The organism is Solibacillus sp. FSL K6-4121, from assembly GCF_038002585.1.
Lineage (GTDB): Bacteria > Bacillota > Bacilli > Bacillales_A > Planococcaceae > Solibacillus > Solibacillus faecavium.
In genome coordinates this window covers 239,451-263,877 of the sequence record NZ_JBBOCS010000002.1, presented here as the reverse complement: position 1 = coordinate 263,877, position 24,427 = coordinate 239,451, and the positions used below count along the sequence as shown (strand labels likewise).

Below are 24,427 nucleotides of genomic sequence, written 5' to 3'. Positions count from 1 at the left end.
AGTACTATCATCCTTTCATTATCCGAGTCATTTTGAGTTCCACTAAAAAGCAGGGCCGTAATGAAAGGTTAACTTTCAAAACGGCCGCACATTTGTTATAGCTATTGATTTGTTACAGGCTTTAAAAAATTGGGAGGGCGTTTTTCAAAGAATGCACGTATGCCTTCTTCTACCTCACCAGTTGTAAATGTTTTTGCAAAAGCTTCTCGTTCAACTAATAACCCTTGTTCTAACGATAATTCCTCGGCAGCTAAAATACTTTCTTTTATTAGCCCAATAGCGCCTACTGCACTTTGAGCTAAAGTTGTCGCTAATGAGATCGCTTTTTCTTCTACCTCTTCCGGTGATACCGCTTCTGTAATTAAGCCAATCGCTGCCGCTTGTTCCGCCTTTAAACGTTTGCTTAAATACATTAACTCCCGCGCTTTCGCTCCACCTACTAATCTCGTCATACGCTGCGTCCCACCAGCACCCGGTAACAGACCTAAAGACGCTTCTGTTAATCCAATTGTGCCCTGACCCATTATACGAAAATCACAAGCTAGCACGAATTCACAGCCACCACCTAAAGCATGACCGTTAATTGCAGCAATAGTCGGGACTTTCAACGCTTCTAAACGATTGAAAATATCCTGTACATGTTTCGAGCTTTCCGCAATATCTACACTTTCTTTTGTGCTTCCCATTGAGCCTAAATCGGCACCTGCAATAAAGATTTTCGGATTCGCTGATTTAAACACCATCGCACGGATTGCCTGATTATTTTCTACTTCTTCTAGCAGTTGCAGTAAATCACGTTGAATTCCTGCACTTAATGTATTGGCTGGCGGATTATTAATCGTTACGACATGTACACCATAGTCCAGCTCTTCTATCGTCATTGTTTCAAGGTTCATCTGTTTTCCTCCTTACCTCGGGGCCATACGAATTGCTCCGTCGAGTCGAATCGTTTCACCGTTTAACATTGGATTTTCAAAAATAGCTTTTACTAAATGAGCAAATTCAGTAGCATCACCTAAACGTTGTGGGAAAGGAACTTGCTTGCCTAAAGCATCTTTTAGTTCCTGTGGTGCTCTCCCCATTAACGGTGTATTGAAAATCCCCGGTGCAATCGTCATGACACGAATGCCATAGCTTGCTAAATCCCTTGCTATCGGTAAAGTCATCCCTACAATCCCGCTTTTCGACGCAGAATAAGCAGCCTGGCCGATTTGCCCATCGAATGCAGCTACAGAAGCAGTGTTAACAATGACACCGCGCTCTCCATCATCATTCGTTTCATTTGTCATCATGGCAGCTGCGGCTAAACGAATCACATTAAATGTTCCAACTAAATTAACTTGTATAATAAAGTTAAATTCATCTAACGGAAACACGCCTTTTCTACCGACAACACGTGTTGATGTACCAAGCCCAGCACAGTTGACAACACCTTGAATAGAGCCGTATTTTTCTACCGCGCCATTAATCGCCCGTTGTACATCTTCTTCGTTCACAACGTTCGTTTTAAAAAATAGGCCATTCAATTCGTCTGCGATTGCTTGACCCTTTTCTTCATTTAAGTCCAATATAACAGGATAACCGCCTGCAGCCGCGACTGTGCGTGCAGTAGCTTCACCTAATCCCGATCCACCACCGGTAATGATAATTGCCTTTTGGTCAAAATTCATTCTTTATCCACTCCTCGTTCCTGTTCAATAATTAACCCATTCGTCATTGCTTGGCCTACGCTAATCGCGATTAGTCCATAACGACATTATCTGCGTTCTAGTTCATGTACTGAAGCTGTAGCTAAACTATATGAACCCCAACCAAGTAGTTTTAATTAGGAAGTACATTTTTATCTAAATCTTTTAAAGCCGTTTTCAGGATTTTACCTGTTCCGGATTTCGGGATTTCTTCGATAAAGCTTACATAATCCGGTACTTTGTATTCGGCTAACTTTTCTTTGCAGTAGTCTCGAACTGCTTCTTCTGTTAGCTCGGCGTCCTTCGATACGACATAGGCAACCGTTTTTTCACCGAATACCGGGTCGGGCCTTCCGATGACAGAGCATTCTACTATAGCCGGGTGCTGATATAAAAGTTCTTCTAATTCTCTAGGGTAAATATTAAATCCGCCTCGAATAATAATGTCTTTTTTACGGTCTACAATGAAGTGATAGCCTTCCTCATCACGGTACGCCAAGTCACCTGTATACAACCAGCCATCTTTAATCGCATTTGCTGTCTCATCCGGTTTTTTGTAGTAGCCCTTCATCATGTTCGGACCTCTAAATAGGATTTCTCCTACTTCATGATTTACAACCTCATTACCTTCAGGATCTACCAATTTCAAATCAATTCCCGGTAACGGCATACCTACAGAATTGACTTTCTTCGGTAAGCTTCGATGCGTTGTCATAAGCATCACCGTACTTTCTGTTAAACCGTATCCTTCAGAAATACTTACACCGAAAGATTCATTCGTTTTATGCAATAGCTCCGCTGGTAAGCTTGCTCCACCAGAACCGGCAGTACGCAGTTTTGAGAAATCCAGTTGCTCGACTAATTGAGGAACTTGGGCAAAAAACGCATACATTGTTGGTACACCTAGGAATATTGTAATTTCATATTCTGCAATCGCTTTTAATGTTTCTACCGGATGGAAGCGTTCCTCTAAATAAATCGTACAGCCATGAGCGATAGGCGCCAGGAAGCCTTGAAGTTTTGCGTAAGCATGGAATAATGGCAATACACAAAGAACCCGATCACTCGGAACAAACTGATTGTAGACAGCGGCAGTAATTGCCATCCAATTTAAGTTTCCATGGGTAATCATGGCACCTTTCGGATTACCGGTTGTACCAGACGTATAAATAATTTGTGCTACATCAGATTCATGAAGTGGGATGATTTCGGAAATGGGGGAAGATGTCTCCAGTTGATGCCATGATAAAAATCGGTCATCTTCTGTATCGCTGTAATTAATAATCTTTCCGACTGTTTTGAATTGGGCCATTGCATTTTCTACTACTGGCTTGGATGCGTCTTCTATAATCAATAGTTCAACATCGGCGTCATTTACTATATAGGTCACTTCTTGTTCCTTGAAGGTGGGATTGATCGGAACAACCGTAGCTCCATTTGCTAAAATAGCAAAATACGTAATGATGTACTCAGGACGGTTCGTCATCATTAGCGCAACATTCGTCCCTTTTTTGACACCTTGATCTTTTAAACCGCCTGCAATATTGTAAACTTTTTCTTGTAATTCTTTATAAGTAAGTCGAGCTCTTTTGAAGTGGATAACAGGTTGATTTGGCAAACGAGAAGTTGTTGAAGTAAGCAATTCAACAATGTTCATAATGTAACCTCCTACTTTCAATTTATAAATCAAAGGAAAGGAGGAATCCCCCTCTCCTCAAGAGCGCTTTCTTTAAATTAAATACTTACCTTAGAACTAATCACTTCTTGAGACACGTTAACAATGACATCTTCAGGAATTCGGAAACTTAGTGAAGACGGGTCATTTTGAACAGCCGGTACGAGTTGAGGAATCTCAGCTGCATCGATATTAAACTCGTCAAAGCTTGCAGGTAAATTGACAGCATTTCGTAATTCAACAATTACATTAATGCACTCATCCAATGTTTCCTGAGGATTTGCCTCATTCGGAACTACACCTAACGCAGGGGCAAATGCATTAATTTTCGGTAAATACACACCAGACAGGTTTTTCATTACACTTGGCATTAACACAGCATTTGCTAAACCGTGTGGAATGCCGTATCTCGCACCATACGTGTGAGCTATATTGTGGATCGGAATATTAGCCATTGCCGATTGGAAACTTGTAATCGCCATTGCACTTGCCTGAAGCATATTCGCACGTGCTGCAACGTTTTTCCCTTCATGCACTGCTGTTGTTAAATTTGCGACAATAATTTTGGCCGCATGCAGGGCAAACGCATCTGAAAAATTCGTCGCTTTTGTTGAGAAAAACCCTTCCACTGCATGTGTTAATGCGTCCATACCTGTAAAAGCGGTTACTCTTGGCGGTAAACCAACCGTTAAATCCGGGTCTAACAACGCAATATCTGAAGTTAAATACGGATTCATTAAATTGCATTTCAGGTTCAGCATTTCATTGAATACTACTGAAATGCTGGAGATTTCAGCACCCGTACCGGCAGTTGTCGGAATCGAAATGTGCGGAATCCCTAACGGCTTGGCATCTGGCCAAACTTCCAACACATTCCCCGTCAGTACATATTCCACCTGATTCACCTTATTATAGAGGGCCCATTTAACTGTTTTAGCTGTATCTAAAACACTTCCCCCGCCAATAGCAATAATGGAGTCACCATTACATTCTTTGAAATATTTCAAGCCTCTATTAATATTGCTCGATTTAGCATCCTGCTGAATATCATCAAATACACCAGCAAGCTTTATGCCCGGAACCATATCAAATAAGCTCTTAATTTTTTGCGTTAAGCCTGCATCTGTTAACCCTTTGTCAGAAAATAATACAGGACGCTTTCCGCCTAACCCTTGAATTAAATCCGGCACTAAAACGTGTGAACCTGCGCCGCTTCGGATTTCAGGGCGATGAGTGAATTCAAAATAAGAAGTTGTTTTCATCATATCTCTCCATTCTTTTTGTTAATCTATTTCGCCTTGGCGTAATCAGATTAGAAAATTAAACCTAAAGCCGGGCGCTGCGAATTTTCTGTCGTTAATGACGTACAAATATTTTTCAGCTCTGTGTAATCGTCAAATACTTGTGCTCCTTGCTCACGACCAACTCCACTTTGCTTATAGCCACCAAATGGAGCATCTGTACGGAAAATATGCCAGTCATTAATCCAAATTGTTCCGGCCTTAATTTTCGTTGCAATTTCATTTGCTTTTGTCACATCACGACCCCAAACGCCGCCTGTTAATCCGTATTCAGTATCATTTGCGATGGCAATTGCCTCTTCTTCTGTTGAATATTTAATGACAGAAAGAACTGGACCGAATATTTCTTCTCGTGCAATTTTCATATCATTTGTAACATCTGCAAAGATAGTCGGCTCGATAAAGAAACCATTCTCCAGTCCCGGCTCTGTTGCACGTTTACCACCACATACAAGTCTTGCTCCCTCATCGATGCCGGATTGAATATAATCAAGAATTTTATTCATTTGTGATTCAGAAATGACTGGTCCCATTCCTGTAGCCATATCAAGCGGTTGACCGAGTTTAATCTTCTTACTCGTTTCAGCTAGCTGATGAACGACGATATCATAAATGGACTCATGGACAATTAAACGTGTACTCGCTTCACATACTTGCCCTGAATGGAAAAATACACCGAGCAGAATTCCTGGAATAGCCACTTCCAGATCAACATCCGGAAGAACAATTGCAGGAGCCTTCCCTCCAAGTTCAAGCGTAACTTTCTTCACTGTACCTGCAGCTTGCGCCATAATTTTCCGACCTACTTCTGTAGATCCTGTAAACGCAACCTTCGATACATCCGGATGTGTTACAAGTGCATCACCTACTTCAGCCCCTGGACCTGTTACGACATTGATAACACCTGGTGGAATACCTGCTTCAACTGCCAATTGGGCAAGCTTTAATGTACCTAATGGTGTATTTGAAGCTGGCTTAATAATAATGGAGTTCCCCATAGCAATAGCTGGTGCAATTTTCCACATTGCCAATACTAATGGGAAGTTAAATGGCGTAATAGCCGCCACTACCCCTAGTGGCTCGCGAACAAGTAAGCTGCGATTCGCCCCTAGTTGTTCATTAACAGGCAGTGCCTTTACCGCTTCATATTTCAGTGATAAATCTGCCGTCTGTGTAAGAGACAGTATTAACTGACGAATATCCGCCCCCCCTAGTTTACGCAGTGTCGCTCCAGTACTAATGCCTTCCAAAAAGATGATTTCCTGTGCATGCTGTTTAATCTTCCCCGCAAACCGCATCATAATTTGGGCACGTTCTGCCTGAGTTTTTCCTGACCAAACACCGGATTCAAATACTTCTTTCGCATTTTGAACTGCCATGTTCACATCGTCGGCATTTCCTTTTGAAACTTTCGCAACTACCTCTGATGTCGCCGGATTGATTACATCAAAGAATTCACCTGAAGCTGATGGTGTCCATTCACCATTAATAAACTGTGGAAAAATCTTCACTTGTACTTCTGTCGTCATCTTCCATCCCCCTTTAAATAAAAAACGATATTCTGTAAAGCATCTTGCCTGAATTTTTTATACTTCTTCAAAAACAACTTCTGTATCGTAGATTTCTTCCAGTGTTTTTCCTTTTGCACGTGAAAGAACCATTAAACGCGCCTGCAATTGTTTCATCGCAAACTCCATTGATTTTCCTGCTTCAATTCCAAGGCTTGTTACTGTTTCGCCTTCTTTTCGTTCTGTTAGCATCATTGCAATCGGTAACAGCTCCTGAAGTCTTTGCTGTACGCGTTCAAACAAATCCAGTTCAGGATTTTCACTAATTAAACGCTGAATAAGGAAAGTACCAAAGCCGATATGGCGTCCTTCGTCACGCTTTACATTTCGAATTCCTGAAATAAATCCTGGGAACAGATTGACCTTTGATAATGCTTCATGGAAGAACCAGTAACCTGTTTCAGCTAATACGCCTTCTGCAAAAATATTGTAAGTAACCGCTGCGTCTATCATCGCTTCAGGTGATTGATCGTCAATTAATTTCCCCATAACCTCCGGCAGCGTTTCATCAAATAACTTCCGATAGCCTGGAGATAGTAAATGCGTCAAATCTTCGGTAACACCGATTTCTTCCAAGAACAGACTGAAAAACTCAGCATGCTTTGCTTCTTCAAAAAGGAATGTCGTTAAATAAGACTCTTCTTCAAACCAGCCCTTTTTGGAAACTGCCATAATCATTGGCAGGATATCTTGTGTTACCGCTTCTTCGCCACCAATGAATTGAGCAAATTGCGTCAAAACCTCTAATTGTTGCTCTTCCGATAGCTTCTTCCAGTCTTCTTTATCTTGGCTAAAATCGATATCTACCGGATTCCAAATACCGAATTTCTTCGCCTTTTGATACAAATTGTACGGAAGTGAATTTTTGTTAATTTGCTGTTTTGTCGTAACATATTCTCTCATTGCTTTGTCCCCCTTAAATTTATGTTTTGATGCATTCTATTAAAAACGCATAAAAAATAGAGATTTTCACTGTAAATTAGTAGTTACCACAACAACTTTTACGAAATGAATCTCTCTTGTCTGTCTAAGAAGCCTAATTAAAGCCTTTATTTCTTAATTTCGAAAAACGCTTTTACTTTTACTTCTGCATCTTCATTTATTGCTTCAGCCTCACAAATCCAGCGATCATCCTTTTCATCGACAACCCGGCCTTGCACCGTTATTTTCTCACCGGGTCTTGTCATCGCTTTAAATCGTGCTGTAAATTTTCTCAGATCCTTCGCCTCAAACCATTGTCCAATTGCCTGACCGACGAAGCCCATAACTAACATGCCATGTGCAATGACTCCACCTAAACCAGCTGCTTCCCCATAAGGTACAACAGTATGAATTTGGTTGAAATCTCCGGATGCGCCTGCATATCGAACAAGCTGTGTATGCGTTATTTCTTCCTTTTGTAAAGGTTCAAGCGTATAGCCGATCTCCATAGAATCCCTCCTAGTGCCTTTCAATAATTGTAGAACGACTAATTAGTATCGTTTCACCCTGTTCGTCCAAATAGTCCTTGCGTAAGACAAAAAAGTTCATGGAGGCTTTCGTATATGCTTTTTCAATAACGCCATGTACAGTAATATTTTCATCAGGTATGATTTCTCTGAAATATTCATACTCCTGCTCACCGTGCAGTACCTTCTTCATATTCAAATTTAAAAGTTCAGATGAGGAGGAATCCCCGCCCCAAAAATCAATGACTGTTGGGAAGGTAGGTGGGACAGCTTCACCATTCAAATACTCTTCCTTCAAATCTCCAATCGCTAATGCTAGTTCTCTGATTTTTCCTTTTTCTACTCTAAAGGTATAGGACTCTATTTTCATACCAACTTTTTCCTCAAGCTCTGTACTCAAGTAAACTCACCTCCTTAAAAGTTATTAATAGGTAAATGGAGTTCCATTATTTGATGTGTGCTGGCGATGCCGTTTTCATATATTCTTTATGAATTTGAGCAGCAATAATATTTTTCTGAATTTCGGATGTGCCTTCATAAATTTTTGTAATACGTGCATCACGATAATATCGTTCAATCGGGAAATCTTTCATATAGCCTATACCACCATGGATTTGAACAGCTTTATCCGCTATACGGTTATAAATTTCTGACCCGAGAAGTTTTGCCATCGCTGCCTCTTTAATGACATTCATATCCTGATCCACCATCCAAGCTACCCGATACGTAAAGGCTCTTAATGTTTCAATATCCATTGCCATTTCTGCCAAGTAGTGTTGAATGATCTGCTGCTCAAAGATCGGTTTACCAAACTGTTCACGCTCATGCGCATATTTGACGGATAACTCAAATAGCTTTTGCGATGAGCCCAAATTCCTTGCAGCTAGTCCTGCACGGCCATTTGCTAAAATTTTCAGGGCATTGACGTAGCCTAAACCTTCTACGCCCAGCACATTTTCGATCGGAACTTCACAATCCTCAAAAAAGATTTCAGAAGAATGTGATCCACGAAGACCCATCTTTTCTTCTGTTTTTCCGATGATAAAACCTGGAGAGTTTCTATCTACAAGGAAGGAAGTAATTCCTTTTGCGCCTTTACTTGGGTCCGTGACAGCCATTACCGTAAAGAGATCGGCAATGGATGCATTCGTAATATAATGCTTCGAGCCATTAAGAATATATTTATCACCTTTGCGAACGGCTGTTGTTTTTAATGCAACCGCATTGGAACCTGCACTTGGTTCCGTTAAAGCAAATGCACCAATAATGTCACCCGACGCCATGCCCGGTAAATATCTTCGCTTCTGCTCTTCCGTTCCCATATCTACAATTCCGACCGTTCCAATACCTGTATGTGCACCGATTACAGTTGTGTATCCGTTGGACGTACGCCCGATTTCTTCATAGATACCGCATTTGCCGACCATATCAATGCCTGTACCACCATATTCTGCTGGGATACTTAGGCCAAATAATCCAATATCCTGCGTCATTTTCATAATATGTTCCGGAATGTGATCATCTCGATCAATTTGTCCAGCAAGTGGATCCACTACATTGTCTATGAAATCTCTAATGGATTTTTTCATTTCCATTAAATCCGGCGATAGCTGAAAGTCCATTTTTCTCCCCCTTTACAATTTTGCTGTTAATCCTTTTACACTAATGGTTCATATGGGAAAACGTCTGCACTGACTTCAAGAGGTGTAAAACTTGATTGAAGTGAACCTTTAATTGCACTTAAACTGTCGACGGACCAACCGTCTGCATTGAATACCGAACGGACGGGACGCGGCTGCGAAAATACCATAATTTCCTTCCCTCGTACACCAAAAATTTGTCCGGAAACATCGGCTGCCTCATCCGAACTTAAAAAACCAACTAATGGGGCAATATGGGCTGGCGAAAGCTGTTTAAGCCTTTCAACTCTTAGTTTTTCATCATCTGTTTCTGCAGGAATTGTCCCAATTAAACGGCTCCATGCAAATGGGGCTATCGCATTAGACGTTACATTATAGCGAGCCATATCCAACGCTGTACTTTTACTCAACCCGACAACTCCTAACTTGGCAGCTGAATAATTCGCCTGGCCAACATTTCCGATTAAACCTGAAGTGGAAGTAAAATGAATAAAGCGCCCACTTTTTTGCTCTTTAAAGTATGGGGCTGCAGCTCGGGTCATATTAAACGATCCTTTTAAATGGACTGCAATGACCGCATCCCATTCTGCCTCACTCATTTTAAATAGCATCCGGTCCCTTAAAATACCTGCATTGTTTACAACGATATCCAATCGTCCAAATCTTGATAAAGCTGTATCTATAATATTTGAAGCAGATTCATAGTCAGCAACAGAATCATAGTTGGCAACAGCTTCTCCGCCCAGCTCCAGTATTTCCTGAACTACTTCATCTGCAATTTTGGAATCATTTCCTTTACCGTCTGATCCCCCACCTAAATCATTGATTACAACTTTTGCTCCTTCTTTTGCTAGAAGCAGAGCAATATCTCGTCCAATCCCTCGGCCAGAACCTGTGACAATCGCCACCTTATCCTTTAAGTTAGCCAAAATAACACCCTTTCTCGTTTAAAAGTTAGTAGGTTAAAGAATCCTATCGCTGCAATTGTTCTAATTCCTCGTATAGAGCAGTTCGGAATTTTGGGTGAGCAATGGCAATTAAGTTTTCTGCTCTCTCTTTTAGGGATTTCCCAAACAATTTTGCAATGCCATACTCTGTGACAACGTAGTCCACTTCAGACTTTAACGAAGTCACATACTGTGTATGCACCTTTATACGCGATACCGTCCCGTTTTGTGCCGTAGAAGGCAGGGCAATAATTGATCTTCCACCTGGGGAAAGCTTTGATCCTCGGATAAAATCCATCTGCCCGCCAACTCCCGCCACTACATGGCTTTCATCAAATTGCTCTGCATTTATTTGACCCGATAAACTGACTTCCAGCGCCGAGTTGATTGAATAGAAATTGCTTATTTTCGATATTATGGCTGCATTGTGTGTGTAATTTATCGGGTAAAGTTCAATACGTTCGTTGCGATGACAAAAATCATACAACTCATTCGTCCCAGTAAGGGTTGTACAGACGGTTCGATTACGGTTGATTTCTTTCCGCTCGTTTGTAACGACACCGACCTTTATCAAATCCATAATATCGTCAGTAAGAGAACCGGAATGCACTCCTAAACCTACTTTCGAATGAAGTGATTGAACAATCCCGGTAGCAATTTTACCAACACCGACTTGGATCGTTGCATAATCAGGTATGAGTGTTGCAACGTACCGGCCAATTTCTAAGTCCTCCTCAGAAGTCCGGCTATTACGAATTGTAAGTAACGGCCGGTCGGAAGGAACAAAATAACTAATGTTTGATACATGAACAAGCGTTTCCCCGGCTGTTTCAGGAAGATTGCTATTTACTTCTGCAATTACAATCTTCGCCTCTTTGATCAATGTCTGAACTACATCTACAGAAAGACCAAGATTACAAAACCCACTTTCATTTGGTGGTGAAACCTGGATGAGCGCAACATCGATATTCTCTTCATTGATCCACCGAGGAATTTCCGAGAAGTTCACTGGAAGATAATCACATATGTTATTTTCATAAGCCTTTTGCAGTAAAGGTGAACTTAAAAATGTCCGAATGCTAAAGTGAGGATGACAGGCTGCATCCGCATATTTACATGGGCTGCCTAAAACGATGGAATATAGTGAAATCCCTTGCAAACGCGCCTTTTGACGTATTAACTCTTCAACAAGTGCTTGAGGTTCATTGCACATTGGCGCCAAAAAAATCGTTTGAAAGGACTCAATTTGATGGATTGCTTTTTCTGTGGTGGTACACTTTTCTATATAAATTTGTTTCCAATCTGATTGGACCATCTCGATCAACTCCGGCTCGTTCTACAACTGCATATTTTCAATAATTGTCGTAATACCTAGACCGCCGCCAATGCAGAATGTTGCTAAACCATACTTTTCTCCGCGTCTTTCCATTTCATGAAGCAGCTTTGTCATTAAAACTCCGCCCGTGCCTCCAATTGGATGACCAAGGGCGATCGCTCCTCCATTTACATTAACGCGGTTTATATCAAGACCAAGTTCTTTAATAACCGCTAAAGATTGTGCAGCAAAGGCTTCATTCAATTCGATCAACCCTATTTGATCCAGTGTTAAGCCCGCTATTTTCAACGCTTTTCTCGTTGCCGGCGCAGGGCCAATTCCCATTATTTCCGGTGAAACCCCTGCCACAGCCTGCGCAATAATTTTTGCTTTAGGCTTTTTATCATAACGAGCAGCCGCTTCTTCAGACATCAGCATGATAACACCCGCGCCATCATTTCGACCGCTTGTATTGCCAGCAGTTACGGTGCCGTTTTCTTTAAAGACAGGCTTTAACTGGGCTAACTTTTGATAAGTTGTTTCTCTAGGATGCTCGTCTACTTTAAATTCGACTATTCCTTTTTTCGTCTTGACTTCAAAAGGTACAATTTGCTGCGTAAACAAACCTGATTCAATGGCTCTTTTCGCATTTTCCTGGCTTCTTAAAGCAAACTCATCCTGTTCACTACGAGAAATGGAGTACTTTTCAGCTAAATTTTCCGCTGTCATCCCCATCGTTAAAGCTCCATACGTTTCAATAGGTTGTGCCCGTGGCTGACTTTCCGTGTTTGAATCCAGAATTTCACCGTTTCCTGCACCATAACCGTAACGGGCATTTCGCAAATAATACGGTGCTGTGCTCATACTTTCAGCTCCACCAGCAATAATGATGTCCGATAAACCACACATAATTTGCTGTGCACCGCTATTCATTGCCTGCAGACCTGAGCCACATTGCCGATGAACTGTGTATCCTGTAATCTCAATCGGAAAGCCGGCACGTAAAAGCGCCAAGCGAGCTAAATTGGGCGAGTCTGTACTTTGCTTCGCCTGCCCAAGAATGACTTCATCGATTTCACTTTTACTGATACCGGTACGGACGACGATTTCATCCAGCACTTTTGCCGCGAGATAATCAACCTCTACATTTTTCAATGTCTCTCCCATCCGGCCAACTGCTGTACGAACAGAATCTATTATTACGGCATTTTTCATTTTCATCTCACCTCGCAAATTCTTACTCTTTGGTACTATTACAGCCCCATATTTTTAGCAATAATAACTTTCATAATCTCATTGGAACCTGCGAAAATCGGTGTGACAGCAATATCTCTAAAACGTCTCGCAATCTTGTATTCTTCCATATAGCCGTAGCCACCATGTAATTGCATACACTCTGCAGAGATTTTCCGGGCCATATCCGTCACCCACCACTTGGCCATTGATACTTCCGTCACAATTTCCTGTCCGTCTAAATGGCGCATAATTAAATCATCCACAAATGTTTGACCGATTTGTACTTGCGTCGCAATTTCAGCTAATACGAATTGTGTATTTTGGAATTTGCCAATTGGTTTACCAAATGCCTCTCGCTCTTTAACATATTGTAAAGTCAGATCTAGCATATCCTTAGCAGCTGTAATAGCGCCCACTGCAGTAAGTAGTCGTTCTTGTTGTAATTTTTGCATTAAATACAAGAAACCTTTTCCTTCTTCTCCAAGCAAGTTTTCTGCAGGAACTCTAACATTCTCGAATATTAATTCTGCTGTATCCTGACTATGCATACCAACCTTGTCTAACTTTCTGCCGCGTGAAAATCCTTCCATCCCTCGTTCAATAATCATTAAGCTTACCCCGTTATGGGCAGGTACCGCTTTTGGATCAGTTTTGCAGGCGATGATGATTACATCTGAAAGAATTCCGTTTGTAATGAAGGTTTTTGTACCATTAACAATATAGTCAGAACCATCTTTAATCGCTGTAGTAGTAATTTTCTGCAAATCAGATCCAGCACCTGGCTCTGTCATTGCAATGGCAGAAATCCATTCACCACTAACAAACTTCGGCAAGTACTTCATCTTCTGCTCTTCTGTACCAAATGACGTGATATAAGGTGTTACGACATTACTATGCAAACCAATGCCACTTAAGCCGCCGCCAACTTTAGACAGTTCTTCTGATAGAACTACATCAAAAATAAAGTCTAGCCCTGTTCCACCATACTTTTCCTCAACGCTTGGACATAAAAATCCTTGGCTGCCTAGCTTTGTCCATAATTCACGGGGAACAATGCGATCTTCTTCCCATTGTGTAAAATAAGGTTCAATTTCTTTTTCTATAAATTTTTTAAGAGATTCCCTAAACATAATATGTTCATCATTTAAGAACGTACGTGATTCTTTTCTTGATTTCGTCATTGTTTTATTCATATTCTTCACACTCTCTTCTTCATGTTATTTTTTATAGTTTTATCTATTTGAAAGCGATTACATAACTTATGGATATTCTATTAACTATGAAATTAATTCTTATATTATTCCTAATTTTATTAATACTTTTGATCTATATTTTTTCTATAATTGTGGCATTCGCCATACCCATTCCTTCGCAAATCGCAAGTAAGCCATAGCGTTGGTTATTGCGCTCCATCCGATAAAGCATCGAAGTTAATAGCTTTGTCCCTGTTGCGCCAAGTGGATGACCAAGTGCAATCGCACCGCCGTCTGGATTTAATTTGTCCAAATCCGCTCCAAGTTCTTTTGCCCAAACAATCGGCACAGGGGCAAATGCTTCATTTACTTCATAAGTATCCATATCTTCAATTGTTAAATTCGCTTTTTCAAGTACACGTTTTGTCGCTTCAATCGGTCCAGTTAGCATAAGTGTAGGATCAGAACCTACGACTGTGCGTGCAATGATTTTCGCCATCGGTTTCACACCAAGCTCCTTCGCTTTTTCACTGGACATAATGAGTACAGCTGATGCACCATCACTCATTTGTGAAGAAGTTCCCGCAGAAATTAATCCGCCTTCCTTAAATACCTTTTTCAAGCCTTGCAGTACCTCAACTGTTGTTCCTGGTCTCGGTCCTTCGTCGGTATCCACGTCTCCAACCGGCACAATTTCGTCTTTGAAGTTACCCGCTTTAATCGCATTGATGGCCCGTTCTTGGCTGAGCACAGAGTATTCGTTAATTTCCTGTTCTGTTAACTCCCATTGTTCTGCAATCCGCTCTGCTGATAACCCTTGATTAATAAGCTCGTATTTTTTTATACGTTCGCTTTTGCCTCTCCCTTGAACATTCGATCCCATCGGTACTCGGCTCATGCTTTCAATCCCACCTGCAATGACAATGTCCATATCACCTGCTAAAATCGCCTGCGCTGCAAAATGAACTGCTTGTAGACTTGATCCACATTGTCGGTCTATCGTAACACCCGGTACCTCGATCGGAAAGCCTGCCATCAGTGCTGCTACACGTGCAATATTTCCACCCTGCTCCAGTGTTTGTGTCACACAGCCAAAAATAACATCCTCCACAAGCGCCTTGTCAATTCCCGCTCGTTTTACTACATCCTCTAGAACATCTGCTGCTAAGTCATCTGCTCTTACCTCTGCTAATACTCCATTTCTTCTACCAACTGGTGTGCGCGTTGCAGCTACAATTACCGCTTCTATCATACACTTATTCCCCCTTTGAAATTAATTGGCTGATACTGGTTTCGTTCTATCTCCTTGTTGAAAAATGGTGGAACCCTTTACTCCAAATTCACTATATGTTGCATAAACAAAAAAATTACAACCTACCAGATGAATATTTAATAGTACTCTTATCTTATATATATAAATTTCGTTTAAATTATTCTAAATATAGTAATATTTTTAAATAATAAAATCCGTAAAACTTCAGCAATTATTATCGGACCAATAACATCGTGAAGAATCCATCAAAATGTCAATATAATATTTACAGCATTTCTTGAAACTGATTTTAATTATTGTGGAAGTTAAAGAATACGTTAGAAACAAGAATAGAATGAACACCAATAGATTTCACTTGAACATATTCCTCATGAATATTTCCCTTTCTAATGCTTTCAATACAATAGGAACTTATAACCACTTCCACAAACATTGAAAAGTTTTTTCTTCGTTTAGATTTTTTGGCATTTTAATTTGAAGTAAACAAAAAGCAAGTACTTCGTATTACACGAAATACTTGCTCCTTATCTACTTTGGATATACTTTTTCAAATCTGTCACATACAGTTAGCATTTCTTCTGTAAACGTCAACTCATATTCAGGCAGTATTCGGCCAAAGAAAGCGATATGCGCTTCTTTCCATTCTTCATACGACCCTTCCCCTTCAGCTAATGCGAAATCAACAGGCACTTCGTTGAATGGATAAACTTCTATTGAATAGGTTTTTATAATGGCAACCGGTTCATCCTGACTATTTAATACAATTTGATAGTCACCTACTTTTGGTAATGCCTCCCCTTCCAATTCGTACAATGGAAAGCTTGAACAAGTTGCCGTTTTAGTGCCTGCAACAACGAGGCTAGCCAACCAATCCGCTTTCTCTCCAAATTGAAATGCTTCCTTGTAACGTATATTTGATAAGCCTTCCATCTCACAATACTGCTGCCAATATGTATCAATCTTGTTCATCATTGTAACTCCTTCTTTCAATCTTATAATTACTAGATATTTACTACAAAAACTTAAAATACCTATTTAAACAAATTTAACATATATCATTACTTTCCAATACTAAATATATGTTAGTATTTAGTTAATTGCGATAAAGGAGTGTGAAACTACTATGGATTACATTGAAACTTTACGACAATACGTTGGAGAAAGACCTATCATTGCACCTGGATCTGCCGTAATTATTTTAAATAATAACAACGAGTTATTGTTACAATTACGGGAAGATACTAATGATTGGGGTCTACCGGGTGGCGGCATGGAGCTTGGTGACAGCTTTGAAGAAACTGCCCAAAAAGAATTACATGAAGAAACTGGTTTAAACGCCGAGGAATTGAAATTAATCGGCATAGCCTCCGGAAAAGAAACCTATTACAAATACCCAAATGGCGATGAAATTTATAATGCTACCGCTATATATGAAGCAGTAAAAATTACAGGGAAACTTAAGGAAAAGGATGAAACGAAGGACCTGCAATATTTCCCTTTAGATAACCTTCCACATTTGAATTACATTTCTAAAATCTTTCTCAAAAAGGTTGGATATATTTCATAAGAGTAAAGTTGACGGAAACGCTGCACTATTTGCGTTTCCGTTTTCTGTTTCAAATCATACTTACACCATGTTCATTTATTTGCAGCACTGTTTTAAGATATAGTTTTAAAGCATCTAGCTGACCTTGTGTATCTGCTTCCTCTTTTCCAGCGAGATGTGTTTCCAGTAACAATCCGTCCACATTAATCATAAAAGTAGCAATCGTACATAGCCACTGTATCGGTTGAAAAGTTAGAGAGATATTCATTTTAACTGGAACTATTTACCAAACAATACGTCAAACTTAAAAATGATAAAGGGGGCGGTATAATGTTCATCTTGTTTCTGATTGTTGCAATTCTTTGTATATTTCCTATAGTAATTCTTTATTACTGGGGAAGTGATTCAGGAAAACCATCAAAGTTAAGTATCATTTTCTTAGGTTTAACTGCTGCTATTTGGACCAGCTTTTTGACAGGAGTTTTCACACTTTTACCTGATAGGCTGGAAAATGTATTATGGGAAGGTAGCTGGATCGGAATACTAATTCTAGGTTTCATAGCGTTTTTATATGAATTTAAAAAGAATAAGGCATACGCATTTTCCGCGTTAATTATTTGCTTGATTAATGGTAGTTTTTATATGCTTGCAAGATTATTTTCGAGTATGTAAGTTTATGTTGAAAATCTCTCTGTTTAAGGAGGGGCGGTTTATATAGGCTGGGAACTTTCTCTTTTTCAGGTGGAGCGTTCTCCTTTTGCCCACAATCATTTTACTTTCCGCCGCTCCCGTTCTACTTTCCACTGCCTCCGTTCTACTTTTAAGCTAAAACTTTCTAATTGCATGCTCATGTTTCATTTTGGGACAGAACTTTTATTTTCCCTTTTTACAAATTTGCGTTACGATAAGAGGTGGATGCAATTTAGATTGGAGGATGTCTTCCTTATGACAACGAAACAATTACAAAAAGATGCGATGCGCGTTCTAAAAGAGACGAGCCGTACATTTTATATCCCCATTACCTTTTTAGAAAAAGAATTAAAACTAACGGTTGCAGCAGCATACTTAGCGATGCGTGCCATTGACGAGATTGAAGATCATGAAGAAGTATCAAATGAAGTAAAACATGCAACACTTTTAAAGGTTGCAGACCTATTAAAGGCCCCTTCTTTCGATAATAATGCTTATTTAGATGCATTGGCTCCTGTAAAGGGAAAAATGCCGGAAGTGACACTTCGTTTAGCAGACTGGCTACAAGTGTGCCCACAAGGCGCATTACCGATTGTAACGTCTGCAACAAGTGAAATGGCTGAAGGTATGGCGAAATGGGCATTGGCAAACTGGCAAGTACATACAAAAGAAGATTTAGATGACTATACGTATTACGTAGCTGGGTTAGTCGGTGTTATGCTTTCAGAGCTTTGGGAATGGAGTGCAGGTACGAAAACAGACCGCGAGCTTGCGATTGGCTATGGTCGGGGATTACAGGCAGTCAATATTTTACGAAACGAGCAAGAGGATTTAGATGAGCGTGGTGTAAGCTTCGTTCCAGACGGCTGGACTCGTACCGAACTATTTGCTTATGCAGAGGAAAACCTGGCAAAAGCCGATCTTTATATGAAAGATTTAGACAAACGTTCGATTAAACTATTCTGTAAGTTACCTTTAGCATTAGCGCATAAAACATTACAAGCAATGCGTGAAGGTCGCGATAAAATGTCACGTGCAGAGGTAGAAGCAACAGTTGAAGAAGTACAGGCAGACTAAAAATATGAGCTGGAACATAATTTTTTTTAGCTCTCGTAAAAAGGAGAGATTGCACATTGCAATTTCTCCTTTTTACATTTCATCATGAAAATATATGGTACAAAGTAATTCCCTCGCACCATATCCCCCTCTATAGCAACCTTCAAGAGAATATCATTTTTATGTAACCTTCTTGCTAAATCTAGGGGGAAAATAAGTTGATTCACTCATAACCTTCAAACAAATTTCACCAGAAAAACGCCACGTCCTGTGGCAACGCTTTTGTGACCAACATCCTGTTGGCCTCGTGCCCCCAGGAAAGCGTCCGCCGTAACGGAGAACAACGGCTTAGAAGTAGACACAAAATAAAGCCTTTCAAAATTTACTCATCGTAAAATTTGGAAGACTTTTGATTTTAAGGCGAGTTTTGTCCCAGCCTCTTCATTTTACAAAATCAATGAAATTGCAACACTGATTATTGCACACAGCCCAACATATGTGAACGAAATAATATGTCGGCCCTTTTCTCTTCTAAACCAAAACTCCAAAAGACCACGAACCATAAATAGCAGCATAATAAATGCAAATAATAGTGAATATAGCGTAATTTGGTCAAATAAGTTAACTGTAACGAATGATAAAAATAAGAAGCAAAGTACAATTTCTAATAGGAAATGCCAAATACCGACGTACTGATCCATAAATTTTTCATTTTTTTCGATATTAAATTTTTTACGTAAGTTTAAATCCAGCAAACCTGCTCCTATAAATGCTGCGATGATTACTACAATTAGCACAAGCGACTTCCCCTCTATATCTCTGTTTGTAAATAATGCTGGCGTGATTCTTCAGGTACTAAATCGCCACCCGTTGACCAAATGATATGTGTTGCATTCTCCATTTTATCTGCAAGCCCATGCTTTTTAATATAAGAAGTACCTTGCATCATCAATTCAATCGGTCCATAAACTCCGGCATGTGCTGATGGTTCCATAAAAATATTTTCCGTTTCAAACATGCCTTTTAAACTTCTAAATAAAAAGCTATCATCCACAGTATAGCATCCACTAATTACGGATTCCATCAATGTCCCGACAAAACGTGAAGGACGACCTACCGCCAACCCGTCCGCTTCTGTCTGATTTGTTAAACCGATATCGTTCACACTAATGTTGTCATGCAAGCCTGTCATCATGCCTAAGAGCATACTTGGTGAAGCAAAGGGTTCTGCAAAGAAAATATGAACAAAATCTCCGTATATTTGCTTTAGGCAGTATGCAATACCTCCCGGAGCACCTCCAACACCACAAGGTAAATAAACGAATAACGGATGACCTGCATCCACTTTAATTTTTGCCTGCTTAAGTTGTTCTTCCAGGCGCAGACCAGCTACGGCATAGCCTAAAAATAAATCCATTGAATTTTCGTCATCTATAAAGTGGCAAGTTTCATCCTGCTCTGCAGCTTTCCGCCCATTTTCCACTGCTGACGTGTAATCTGATTCATATTCAATTACTTCAACGCCTTTTTCTCTCAGCAAATCTTTTTTCCACTCTTTCGCCTCGCTAGACATATGCACAGTTACTTGAAAACCTAACTCTGCACTGATAATACCTATACTTAACCCTAAATTACCGGTAGATCCAACTGCTACTTTATAACGACTGAAAAATTGGCGGAATTCATCACTATAGAACTTTTCGTAATTGTCATCCTCTGTAATGAGATCGGCTTCTATTGCCAATTTTTCGGCATGACTTAGCACTTCATAAATTCCACCGCGTGCTTTAATCGAACCGGCAATTGGCAAAGCATGATCACATTTCAAATATAATGTGCCCGGTATGTTAAAACCACGTCGACCTTCAATCAGCTTTTTCATCGCTGCAATTTCTTTTAATTCGGATTCGATAATACCCTTTGAAAACTTTGTTATTGGAAAAGCAGCCTGTATATAAGAAGAAAAGCGCTGTAGTCTTTTTTCCGCATCACGTATCATATCCATTGTAATGTTTTCGTTCTCTTGTTTTCCACTCTTCAAATTTTCATTTTCCCAGAACACATATTGTTCTGTCTGTAGTTTTTCAATAAGTGGAAATTGCATTAATAATTCATTTATATTTAACTTTTGTTTGTTCATTTAATTATTCCTCCCTATGAAAAATCGCTCGTTCACAAATTTGTCGAAATTTAAGTTCAAACTCTAAATTATTTTCTTCTGTACGTTTTTTAGGCCCTTTCGTACGACCCCCTGCACGTCTTATTTTCGCACTTTCAAAGCGATATGCCAACAGTTGATCGATATTGTCAGACGTCAGTTCTTTGCCGTTATGATTAACAACTATCCCGCCCTTCGCAATACACATCGCGGCAAGCCCATAATCCCCCGTAATGACAATATCTCCTCGTTTTAATACACTTAAAAGCTTAAAGTCGACTGAATCAGGTCCTTTGTCGACAATAATTGTTTTTATATTTTCACGTTCTATACGATGTGATGTATCGCAGAACAAGATTGGTTCAATCTCATATTGAGATGAAATAAATAGCGCCAAATCAACAACGGGACACGCATCTGCATCAATTAATAGGTGTAAAATAATTTTTCATCCTTTCAGATATTGGTTAAAATAAATTATTCTAATATAATATTTTTTGGTATTTATTGTTTCTAACATCGTTATAACAAGGTCACGTCACTTTAAAATGTAATTGAATTGTCCGATAATTCATACTAATGTATACTTATTAATTCATTTGGAGGTTACACAATGACGACAATTTCAACTAAGACAAATGCACAACAATATGTTGATGGTGTATTTTTAAAATTAAAAGAAAAGAACGCACATCAAATAGAATTCATCCAAGCTGCAGAGGAAATTTTTATATCATTAGTACCTGTATTCGAGCAACATCCTGAATACATTCAACATAACATTTTAGAACGTATTATAGAGCCTGATCGCATTATATCATTCCGTGTAGCATGGCAAGATGATCAAAACCAAGTACAAGTAAACCGTGGCTACCGTGTACAATACAACAACGTAATCGGACCATATAAAGGCGGTTTACGCTTCCATCCGACTGTAAACGAATCTATCATGAAATTTTTAGCGTTCGAACAAATATTCAAAAATGCTTTAACTGGCCAGGCAATCGGTGGTGGTAAAGGTGGTTCAGACTTTAATCCAAAAGGAAAATCCGATGCAGAGATTATGCGTTTCTGCCAAGCATTCATGACAGAATTATACCGCTATGTCGGTCCGGATGTCGATGTTCCGGCTGGAGATATTGGTGTTGGCGCGCGTGAAATCGGCTATTTATGGGGCCAATACAAGCGTATTCGAGGTGCATATGAAGCAGGCGTTTTAACAGGCAAGAAACCTGGCTATGGTGGTTCTTTAGGTCGTAAGGAAGCTACAGGTTATGGGTTAGTCTATTTTGTTGAAGAGATGTTACGTGAGGTAAAACAATCCTTCATAAACCAAAAAGTCGTTGTTTCCGGTTCAGGAAACGTGGCAATTTATGCAATTGAAAAAGCACAGCATTTCGGTGCAAAAGTTGTTGCTTGCTCAGACTCTTCAGGCTACATTTACGATCCAGAAGGGATTGATTTAAAAATTGTAAAAGATTTAAAAGAAGTCCAAGGTAAGCGTATTAAAGAATATGTTACACACCGTCCAAACGCAACTTATACAGAAGGCTGCGATGGAATTTGGACAATTCCATGTGACATTGCCCTACCTTGTGCTACGCAAAATGAAATCAACGGTGAACAGGCACGTACTCTAATTGCGAATGGCGTAAAAGTAGTAGCAGAAGGTGCCAATATGCCGTCTAATTTAGATGCTATTAATGAATTTTTAGCTAGCGATGTATTATTTGGACCTGGTAAAGCTGCAAATGCAGGCGGTGTTGCAGTATCAGCACTAGAAATGGCTCAAAATTCAGGACGTAATTATTGGTCTGAACAAGAAGTAGACAGCAAATTGCATGACATTATGAAGTCAATTTTCAATGAAAGCTCTGAAGCTGCAAAGAAATACGGCTATGCAGGAAATTTAGTTGTAGGATCAAACATTGCCGGCTTTATTAAAGTAGCAAACGGAATGCTTGTAGAAGGCGTATATTAAACAGAAAAAGAACCTTGGACAAAACGAAAAACATCTATTTTTTCAAAGAAAAAATAGATGTTTTTTTGCTTCTGCCAGAATTGATTTCCGTTACGGGGACGCTTTCCGGGGGCACGGCCTGAGCCTGTAGTCTCAGGCGTCGGTGCTCCTGCGGTTACTCGTCGCAAAATAAATTTTGCTGTTCCCCCAGGAGTCGCCCCTTCACTCCAATCAATTCATATAATATCAATTTCTTAATAAGACTATTTTCCTATTACAAAGAAATTTCTACTTATGTCCCAGCCTCTTACTATTTTAATTAACGTACGACCAGTACATCACAATTAGCATTGCGAACAACACTTTCTGAAACGGAACCTAGTAAGAAACGTTCTGCACGGTTAAGTCCCGTTGCCCCAACAATGATTAAATCTGCTGTAGTTAAACTTGTTAACACATTTTTAGGAGAGCCTTCTTCGACTACAATCTGAACGTTTGCCACGCCGGATTGTTCTGCTTGAGTTTTAAATTCATTTAAATGATCAATTGCTTTATCCTTTAGAGCCTTTGCATATTTCAAATCATAGGCCTCTACCGATCCGAAAGAATGTGTATCAATAACACATATTAAATTTAACGTAGCATCTGTCAACTTTGCAATGCGTATTCCGCGCTCAAAGGCGATTTGTGCCTTTTCCGAAAAATCTACAGCAACAACTACATTTTTATACGTCTCAACCATTTTGATCACTCCTTTTTCTTAAAGATAGTATAACAAATGTTTCCATTACTTTGAAACTAAACCCCTATAAACTAACAGATGTTAGACGTCCTTCTTTTAAATACGAACATTATTTTATGTTCACCATTAAATCATTCGTGTTATAATCAAATAGAATACATATTGGAGGTTTTTAGACGTGGAATTAATGTATAAAGGCAAAACAAAAGATGTTTATAAACTTGAAAATGAACTATATTTATTAAAGTTCAAAGATGATGTAACCGGAGAAAACGGCGTATTCGATCCAGGTGCAAACACGGTCGGTTTAACAATCGATGGCGCCGGTTTAGCTGGACTGAAATTAACATCTTTCTTCTATTCAAAACTAAATGAATTGAATGTACCAACTCATTATGTTGAATCGAATTTTGATGAGGCAACAATGACAGTTAAGCCTGCCACTGTTTTCGGTAAAGGTCTAGAAGTAATTTGCCGCTTTAAAGCAGTAGGATCTTTCTTACGACGCTATGGTGCATATGTAAATGAAGGACAAGAATTAAATGCTTTTGTAGAAGTTACAATTAAGGATGATGAGCGTCTGGACCCTCCTATTTCAGAAGATGCTCTAGCAATGCTGAATATTTTAACACATGAAGAATATGCCGTTTTAAAGGAGCGTACAATTGAGATTTCAAAATTCGTCGCTTCAGAATTAGAGAAAAAAGGGTTAACACTTTATGATATTAAGCTAGAATTCGGCCGCGATTCAAAGACTGGCGAAATTTTATTGATTGATGAGATTTCAGGTGGAAATATGCGTGCCTATAAAGGTGATGCATACATCGAGCCTTTAGAGTTAGAGCGTATTATGTTAGCTGAATAATTTCATTCTAGGTACAAATCGTTATTCGATTTGTACCTTTTGTTATGTTCCTCTTCCTTTTTTTTGTTTAAAATGATACACTTACTTTCGTACTTCGACGCGTTGAAGTACGAAACTATGTAGCGA

The 24,427-nt window shown here is 39.6% G+C and carries 25 protein-coding genes; 5 read left to right on the top strand and 20 right to left on the bottom strand.

Going from position 1 to position 24,427, the window contains the following annotated elements; translation table 11 throughout:
* Positions 1-101: 101 nt before the first annotated feature.
* From MHH95_RS10770 to MHH95_RS10700, 15 genes are all read right to left on the bottom strand, one after another.
* Complete coding sequence (locus MHH95_RS10770; protein WP_340727545.1) at positions 102-896, bottom strand: enoyl-CoA hydratase/isomerase family protein; 795 nt, start codon at positions 894-896, stop codon at positions 102-104.
* A gap of 12 nt (positions 897-908) precedes the next feature.
* A complete protein-coding gene (locus MHH95_RS10765; RefSeq protein WP_340727544.1) occupies positions 909-1,670 on the bottom strand; it encodes a 3-hydroxyacyl-CoA dehydrogenase in 762 nt (253 codons plus the stop codon).
* A 151-nt stretch (positions 1,671-1,821) separates the two neighbouring features.
* Positions 1,822-3,345: a class I adenylate-forming enzyme family protein gene (locus MHH95_RS10760; RefSeq protein ID WP_340727543.1), complete on the bottom strand. Its 1,524-nt coding sequence runs from the start codon at positions 3,343-3,345 to the stop codon at positions 1,822-1,824.
* A 77-nt stretch (positions 3,346-3,422) separates the two neighbouring features.
* A complete protein-coding gene (locus tag MHH95_RS10755; RefSeq protein WP_340727542.1) occupies positions 3,423-4,625 on the bottom strand; it encodes an iron-containing alcohol dehydrogenase in 1,203 nt (400 codons plus the stop codon).
* 50 nt (positions 4,626-4,675) lie between these two features.
* A complete protein-coding gene (locus tag MHH95_RS10750; RefSeq protein WP_340727541.1) occupies positions 4,676-6,193 on the bottom strand; it encodes an aldehyde dehydrogenase family protein in 1,518 nt (505 codons plus the stop codon).
* Between the two features lie 57 nt (positions 6,194-6,250).
* Positions 6,251-7,135, bottom strand: coding sequence for a R2-like ligand-binding oxidase (locus MHH95_RS10745; RefSeq protein ID WP_340727540.1), 885 nt, complete (start codon positions 7,133-7,135; stop codon positions 6,251-6,253).
* 146 nt (positions 7,136-7,281) lie between these two features.
* Positions 7,282-7,662 (bottom strand): MaoC/PaaZ C-terminal domain-containing protein, encoded by a 381-nt coding sequence (locus MHH95_RS10740; protein ID WP_191699376.1) that lies wholly within the window; start codon positions 7,660-7,662, stop codon positions 7,282-7,284.
* A 10-nt stretch (positions 7,663-7,672) separates the two neighbouring features.
* Positions 7,673-8,080 (bottom strand): FAS1-like dehydratase domain-containing protein, encoded by a 408-nt coding sequence (locus MHH95_RS10735; RefSeq protein WP_191699377.1) that lies wholly within the window; start codon positions 8,078-8,080, stop codon positions 7,673-7,675.
* Positions 8,081-8,126: 46 nt separating this feature from the next.
* Positions 8,127-9,302, bottom strand: coding sequence for an acyl-CoA dehydrogenase family protein (locus MHH95_RS10730; protein WP_340727539.1), 1,176 nt, complete (start codon positions 9,300-9,302; stop codon positions 8,127-8,129).
* A gap of 35 nt (positions 9,303-9,337) precedes the next feature.
* Positions 9,338-10,249, bottom strand: a complete 912-nt coding sequence (locus MHH95_RS10725) for an SDR family NAD(P)-dependent oxidoreductase (RefSeq protein WP_340727538.1) — start codon at positions 10,247-10,249, stop codon at positions 9,338-9,340.
* A 43-nt stretch (positions 10,250-10,292) separates the two neighbouring features.
* On the bottom strand, positions 10,293-11,582 hold the full coding sequence (locus tag MHH95_RS10720) for an acetyl-CoA hydrolase/transferase family protein (RefSeq protein ID WP_340727537.1): 1,290 nt from the start codon (positions 11,580-11,582) through the stop codon (positions 10,293-10,295).
* A 21-nt stretch (positions 11,583-11,603) separates the two neighbouring features.
* Complete coding sequence (locus tag MHH95_RS10715) at positions 11,604-12,797, bottom strand: thiolase family protein (RefSeq protein ID WP_340727536.1); 1,194 nt, start codon at positions 12,795-12,797, stop codon at positions 11,604-11,606.
* A gap of 38 nt (positions 12,798-12,835) precedes the next feature.
* Positions 12,836-14,011, bottom strand: coding sequence for an acyl-CoA dehydrogenase family protein (locus tag MHH95_RS10710; RefSeq protein WP_340727535.1), 1,176 nt, complete (start codon positions 14,009-14,011; stop codon positions 12,836-12,838).
* Between the two features lie 133 nt (positions 14,012-14,144).
* Complete coding sequence (locus tag MHH95_RS10705) at positions 14,145-15,263, bottom strand: thiolase family protein (RefSeq protein ID WP_340727534.1); 1,119 nt, start codon at positions 15,261-15,263, stop codon at positions 14,145-14,147.
* A gap of 549 nt (positions 15,264-15,812) precedes the next feature.
* Positions 15,813-16,253 (bottom strand): ASCH domain-containing protein, encoded by a 441-nt coding sequence (locus MHH95_RS10700; RefSeq protein ID WP_340727533.1) that lies wholly within the window; start codon positions 16,251-16,253, stop codon positions 15,813-15,815.
* A gap of 154 nt (positions 16,254-16,407) precedes the next feature.
* Between MHH95_RS10700 and MHH95_RS10695 the strand changes: the two genes are divergently transcribed.
* Positions 16,408-16,851 (top strand): NUDIX hydrolase, encoded by a 444-nt coding sequence (locus MHH95_RS10695; RefSeq protein ID WP_340727532.1) that lies wholly within the window; start codon positions 16,408-16,410, stop codon positions 16,849-16,851.
* A gap of 49 nt (positions 16,852-16,900) precedes the next feature.
* On the opposite strand, the gene MHH95_RS10690 is transcribed toward MHH95_RS10695, so the two are convergent.
* Positions 16,901-17,041 (bottom strand): hypothetical protein, encoded by a 141-nt coding sequence (locus MHH95_RS10690; protein WP_340727531.1) that lies wholly within the window; start codon positions 17,039-17,041, stop codon positions 16,901-16,903.
* A gap of 119 nt (positions 17,042-17,160) precedes the next feature.
* Between MHH95_RS10690 and MHH95_RS10685 the strand changes: the two genes are divergently transcribed.
* Together MHH95_RS10685 and MHH95_RS10680 are read left to right on the top strand one after the other, a co-directional pair.
* Positions 17,161-17,502, top strand: coding sequence for a hypothetical protein (locus MHH95_RS10685; RefSeq protein WP_340727530.1), 342 nt, complete (start codon positions 17,161-17,163; stop codon positions 17,500-17,502).
* A gap of 273 nt (positions 17,503-17,775) precedes the next feature.
* Positions 17,776-18,597, top strand: coding sequence for a squalene/phytoene synthase family protein (locus tag MHH95_RS10680; protein WP_340727529.1), 822 nt, complete (start codon positions 17,776-17,778; stop codon positions 18,595-18,597).
* Between the two features lie 425 nt (positions 18,598-19,022).
* Here MHH95_RS10680 and MHH95_RS10675 read toward each other — a convergent pair whose 3' ends face one another.
* From MHH95_RS10675 to MHH95_RS10665, 3 genes are read right to left on the bottom strand one after another with little or no spacing between them, the layout of a single operon-like run.
* Positions 19,023-19,373, bottom strand: coding sequence for a DUF4181 domain-containing protein (locus MHH95_RS10675; RefSeq protein WP_340727528.1), 351 nt, complete (start codon positions 19,371-19,373; stop codon positions 19,023-19,025).
* Between the two features lie 14 nt (positions 19,374-19,387).
* Complete coding sequence (locus MHH95_RS10670; RefSeq protein ID WP_340727527.1) at positions 19,388-20,716, bottom strand: D-serine ammonia-lyase; 1,329 nt, start codon at positions 20,714-20,716, stop codon at positions 19,388-19,390.
* A 4-nt stretch (positions 20,717-20,720) separates the two neighbouring features.
* Positions 20,721-21,131 (bottom strand): YaiI/YqxD family protein, encoded by a 411-nt coding sequence (locus MHH95_RS10665; RefSeq protein WP_340727526.1) that lies wholly within the window; start codon positions 21,129-21,131, stop codon positions 20,721-20,723.
* Between the two features lie 216 nt (positions 21,132-21,347).
* Here MHH95_RS10665 and gdhA point away from each other — a divergent pair, with 216 nt between their 5' ends.
* The gene (gene gdhA, locus MHH95_RS10660) at positions 21,348-22,715 is read left to right on the top strand and encodes an NADP-specific glutamate dehydrogenase (RefSeq protein ID WP_340727525.1); all 1,368 of its coding nucleotides are present in this window, start codon (positions 21,348-21,350) and stop codon (positions 22,713-22,715) included.
* 298 nt (positions 22,716-23,013) lie between these two features.
* Here gdhA and MHH95_RS10655 read toward each other — a convergent pair whose 3' ends face one another.
* Positions 23,014-23,436 carry a universal stress protein gene (locus tag MHH95_RS10655; RefSeq protein WP_340727524.1) on the bottom strand — a complete coding sequence of 141 codons (423 nt, stop codon included), beginning with the start codon at positions 23,434-23,436 and terminating at the stop codon, positions 23,014-23,016.
* 178 nt (positions 23,437-23,614) lie between these two features.
* Between MHH95_RS10655 and MHH95_RS10650 the strand changes: the two genes are divergently transcribed.
* Positions 23,615-24,301: a phosphoribosylaminoimidazolesuccinocarboxamide synthase gene (locus MHH95_RS10650; RefSeq protein ID WP_340727523.1), complete on the top strand. Its 687-nt coding sequence runs from the start codon at positions 23,615-23,617 to the stop codon at positions 24,299-24,301.
* Positions 24,302-24,427: the final 126 nt, after the last annotated feature.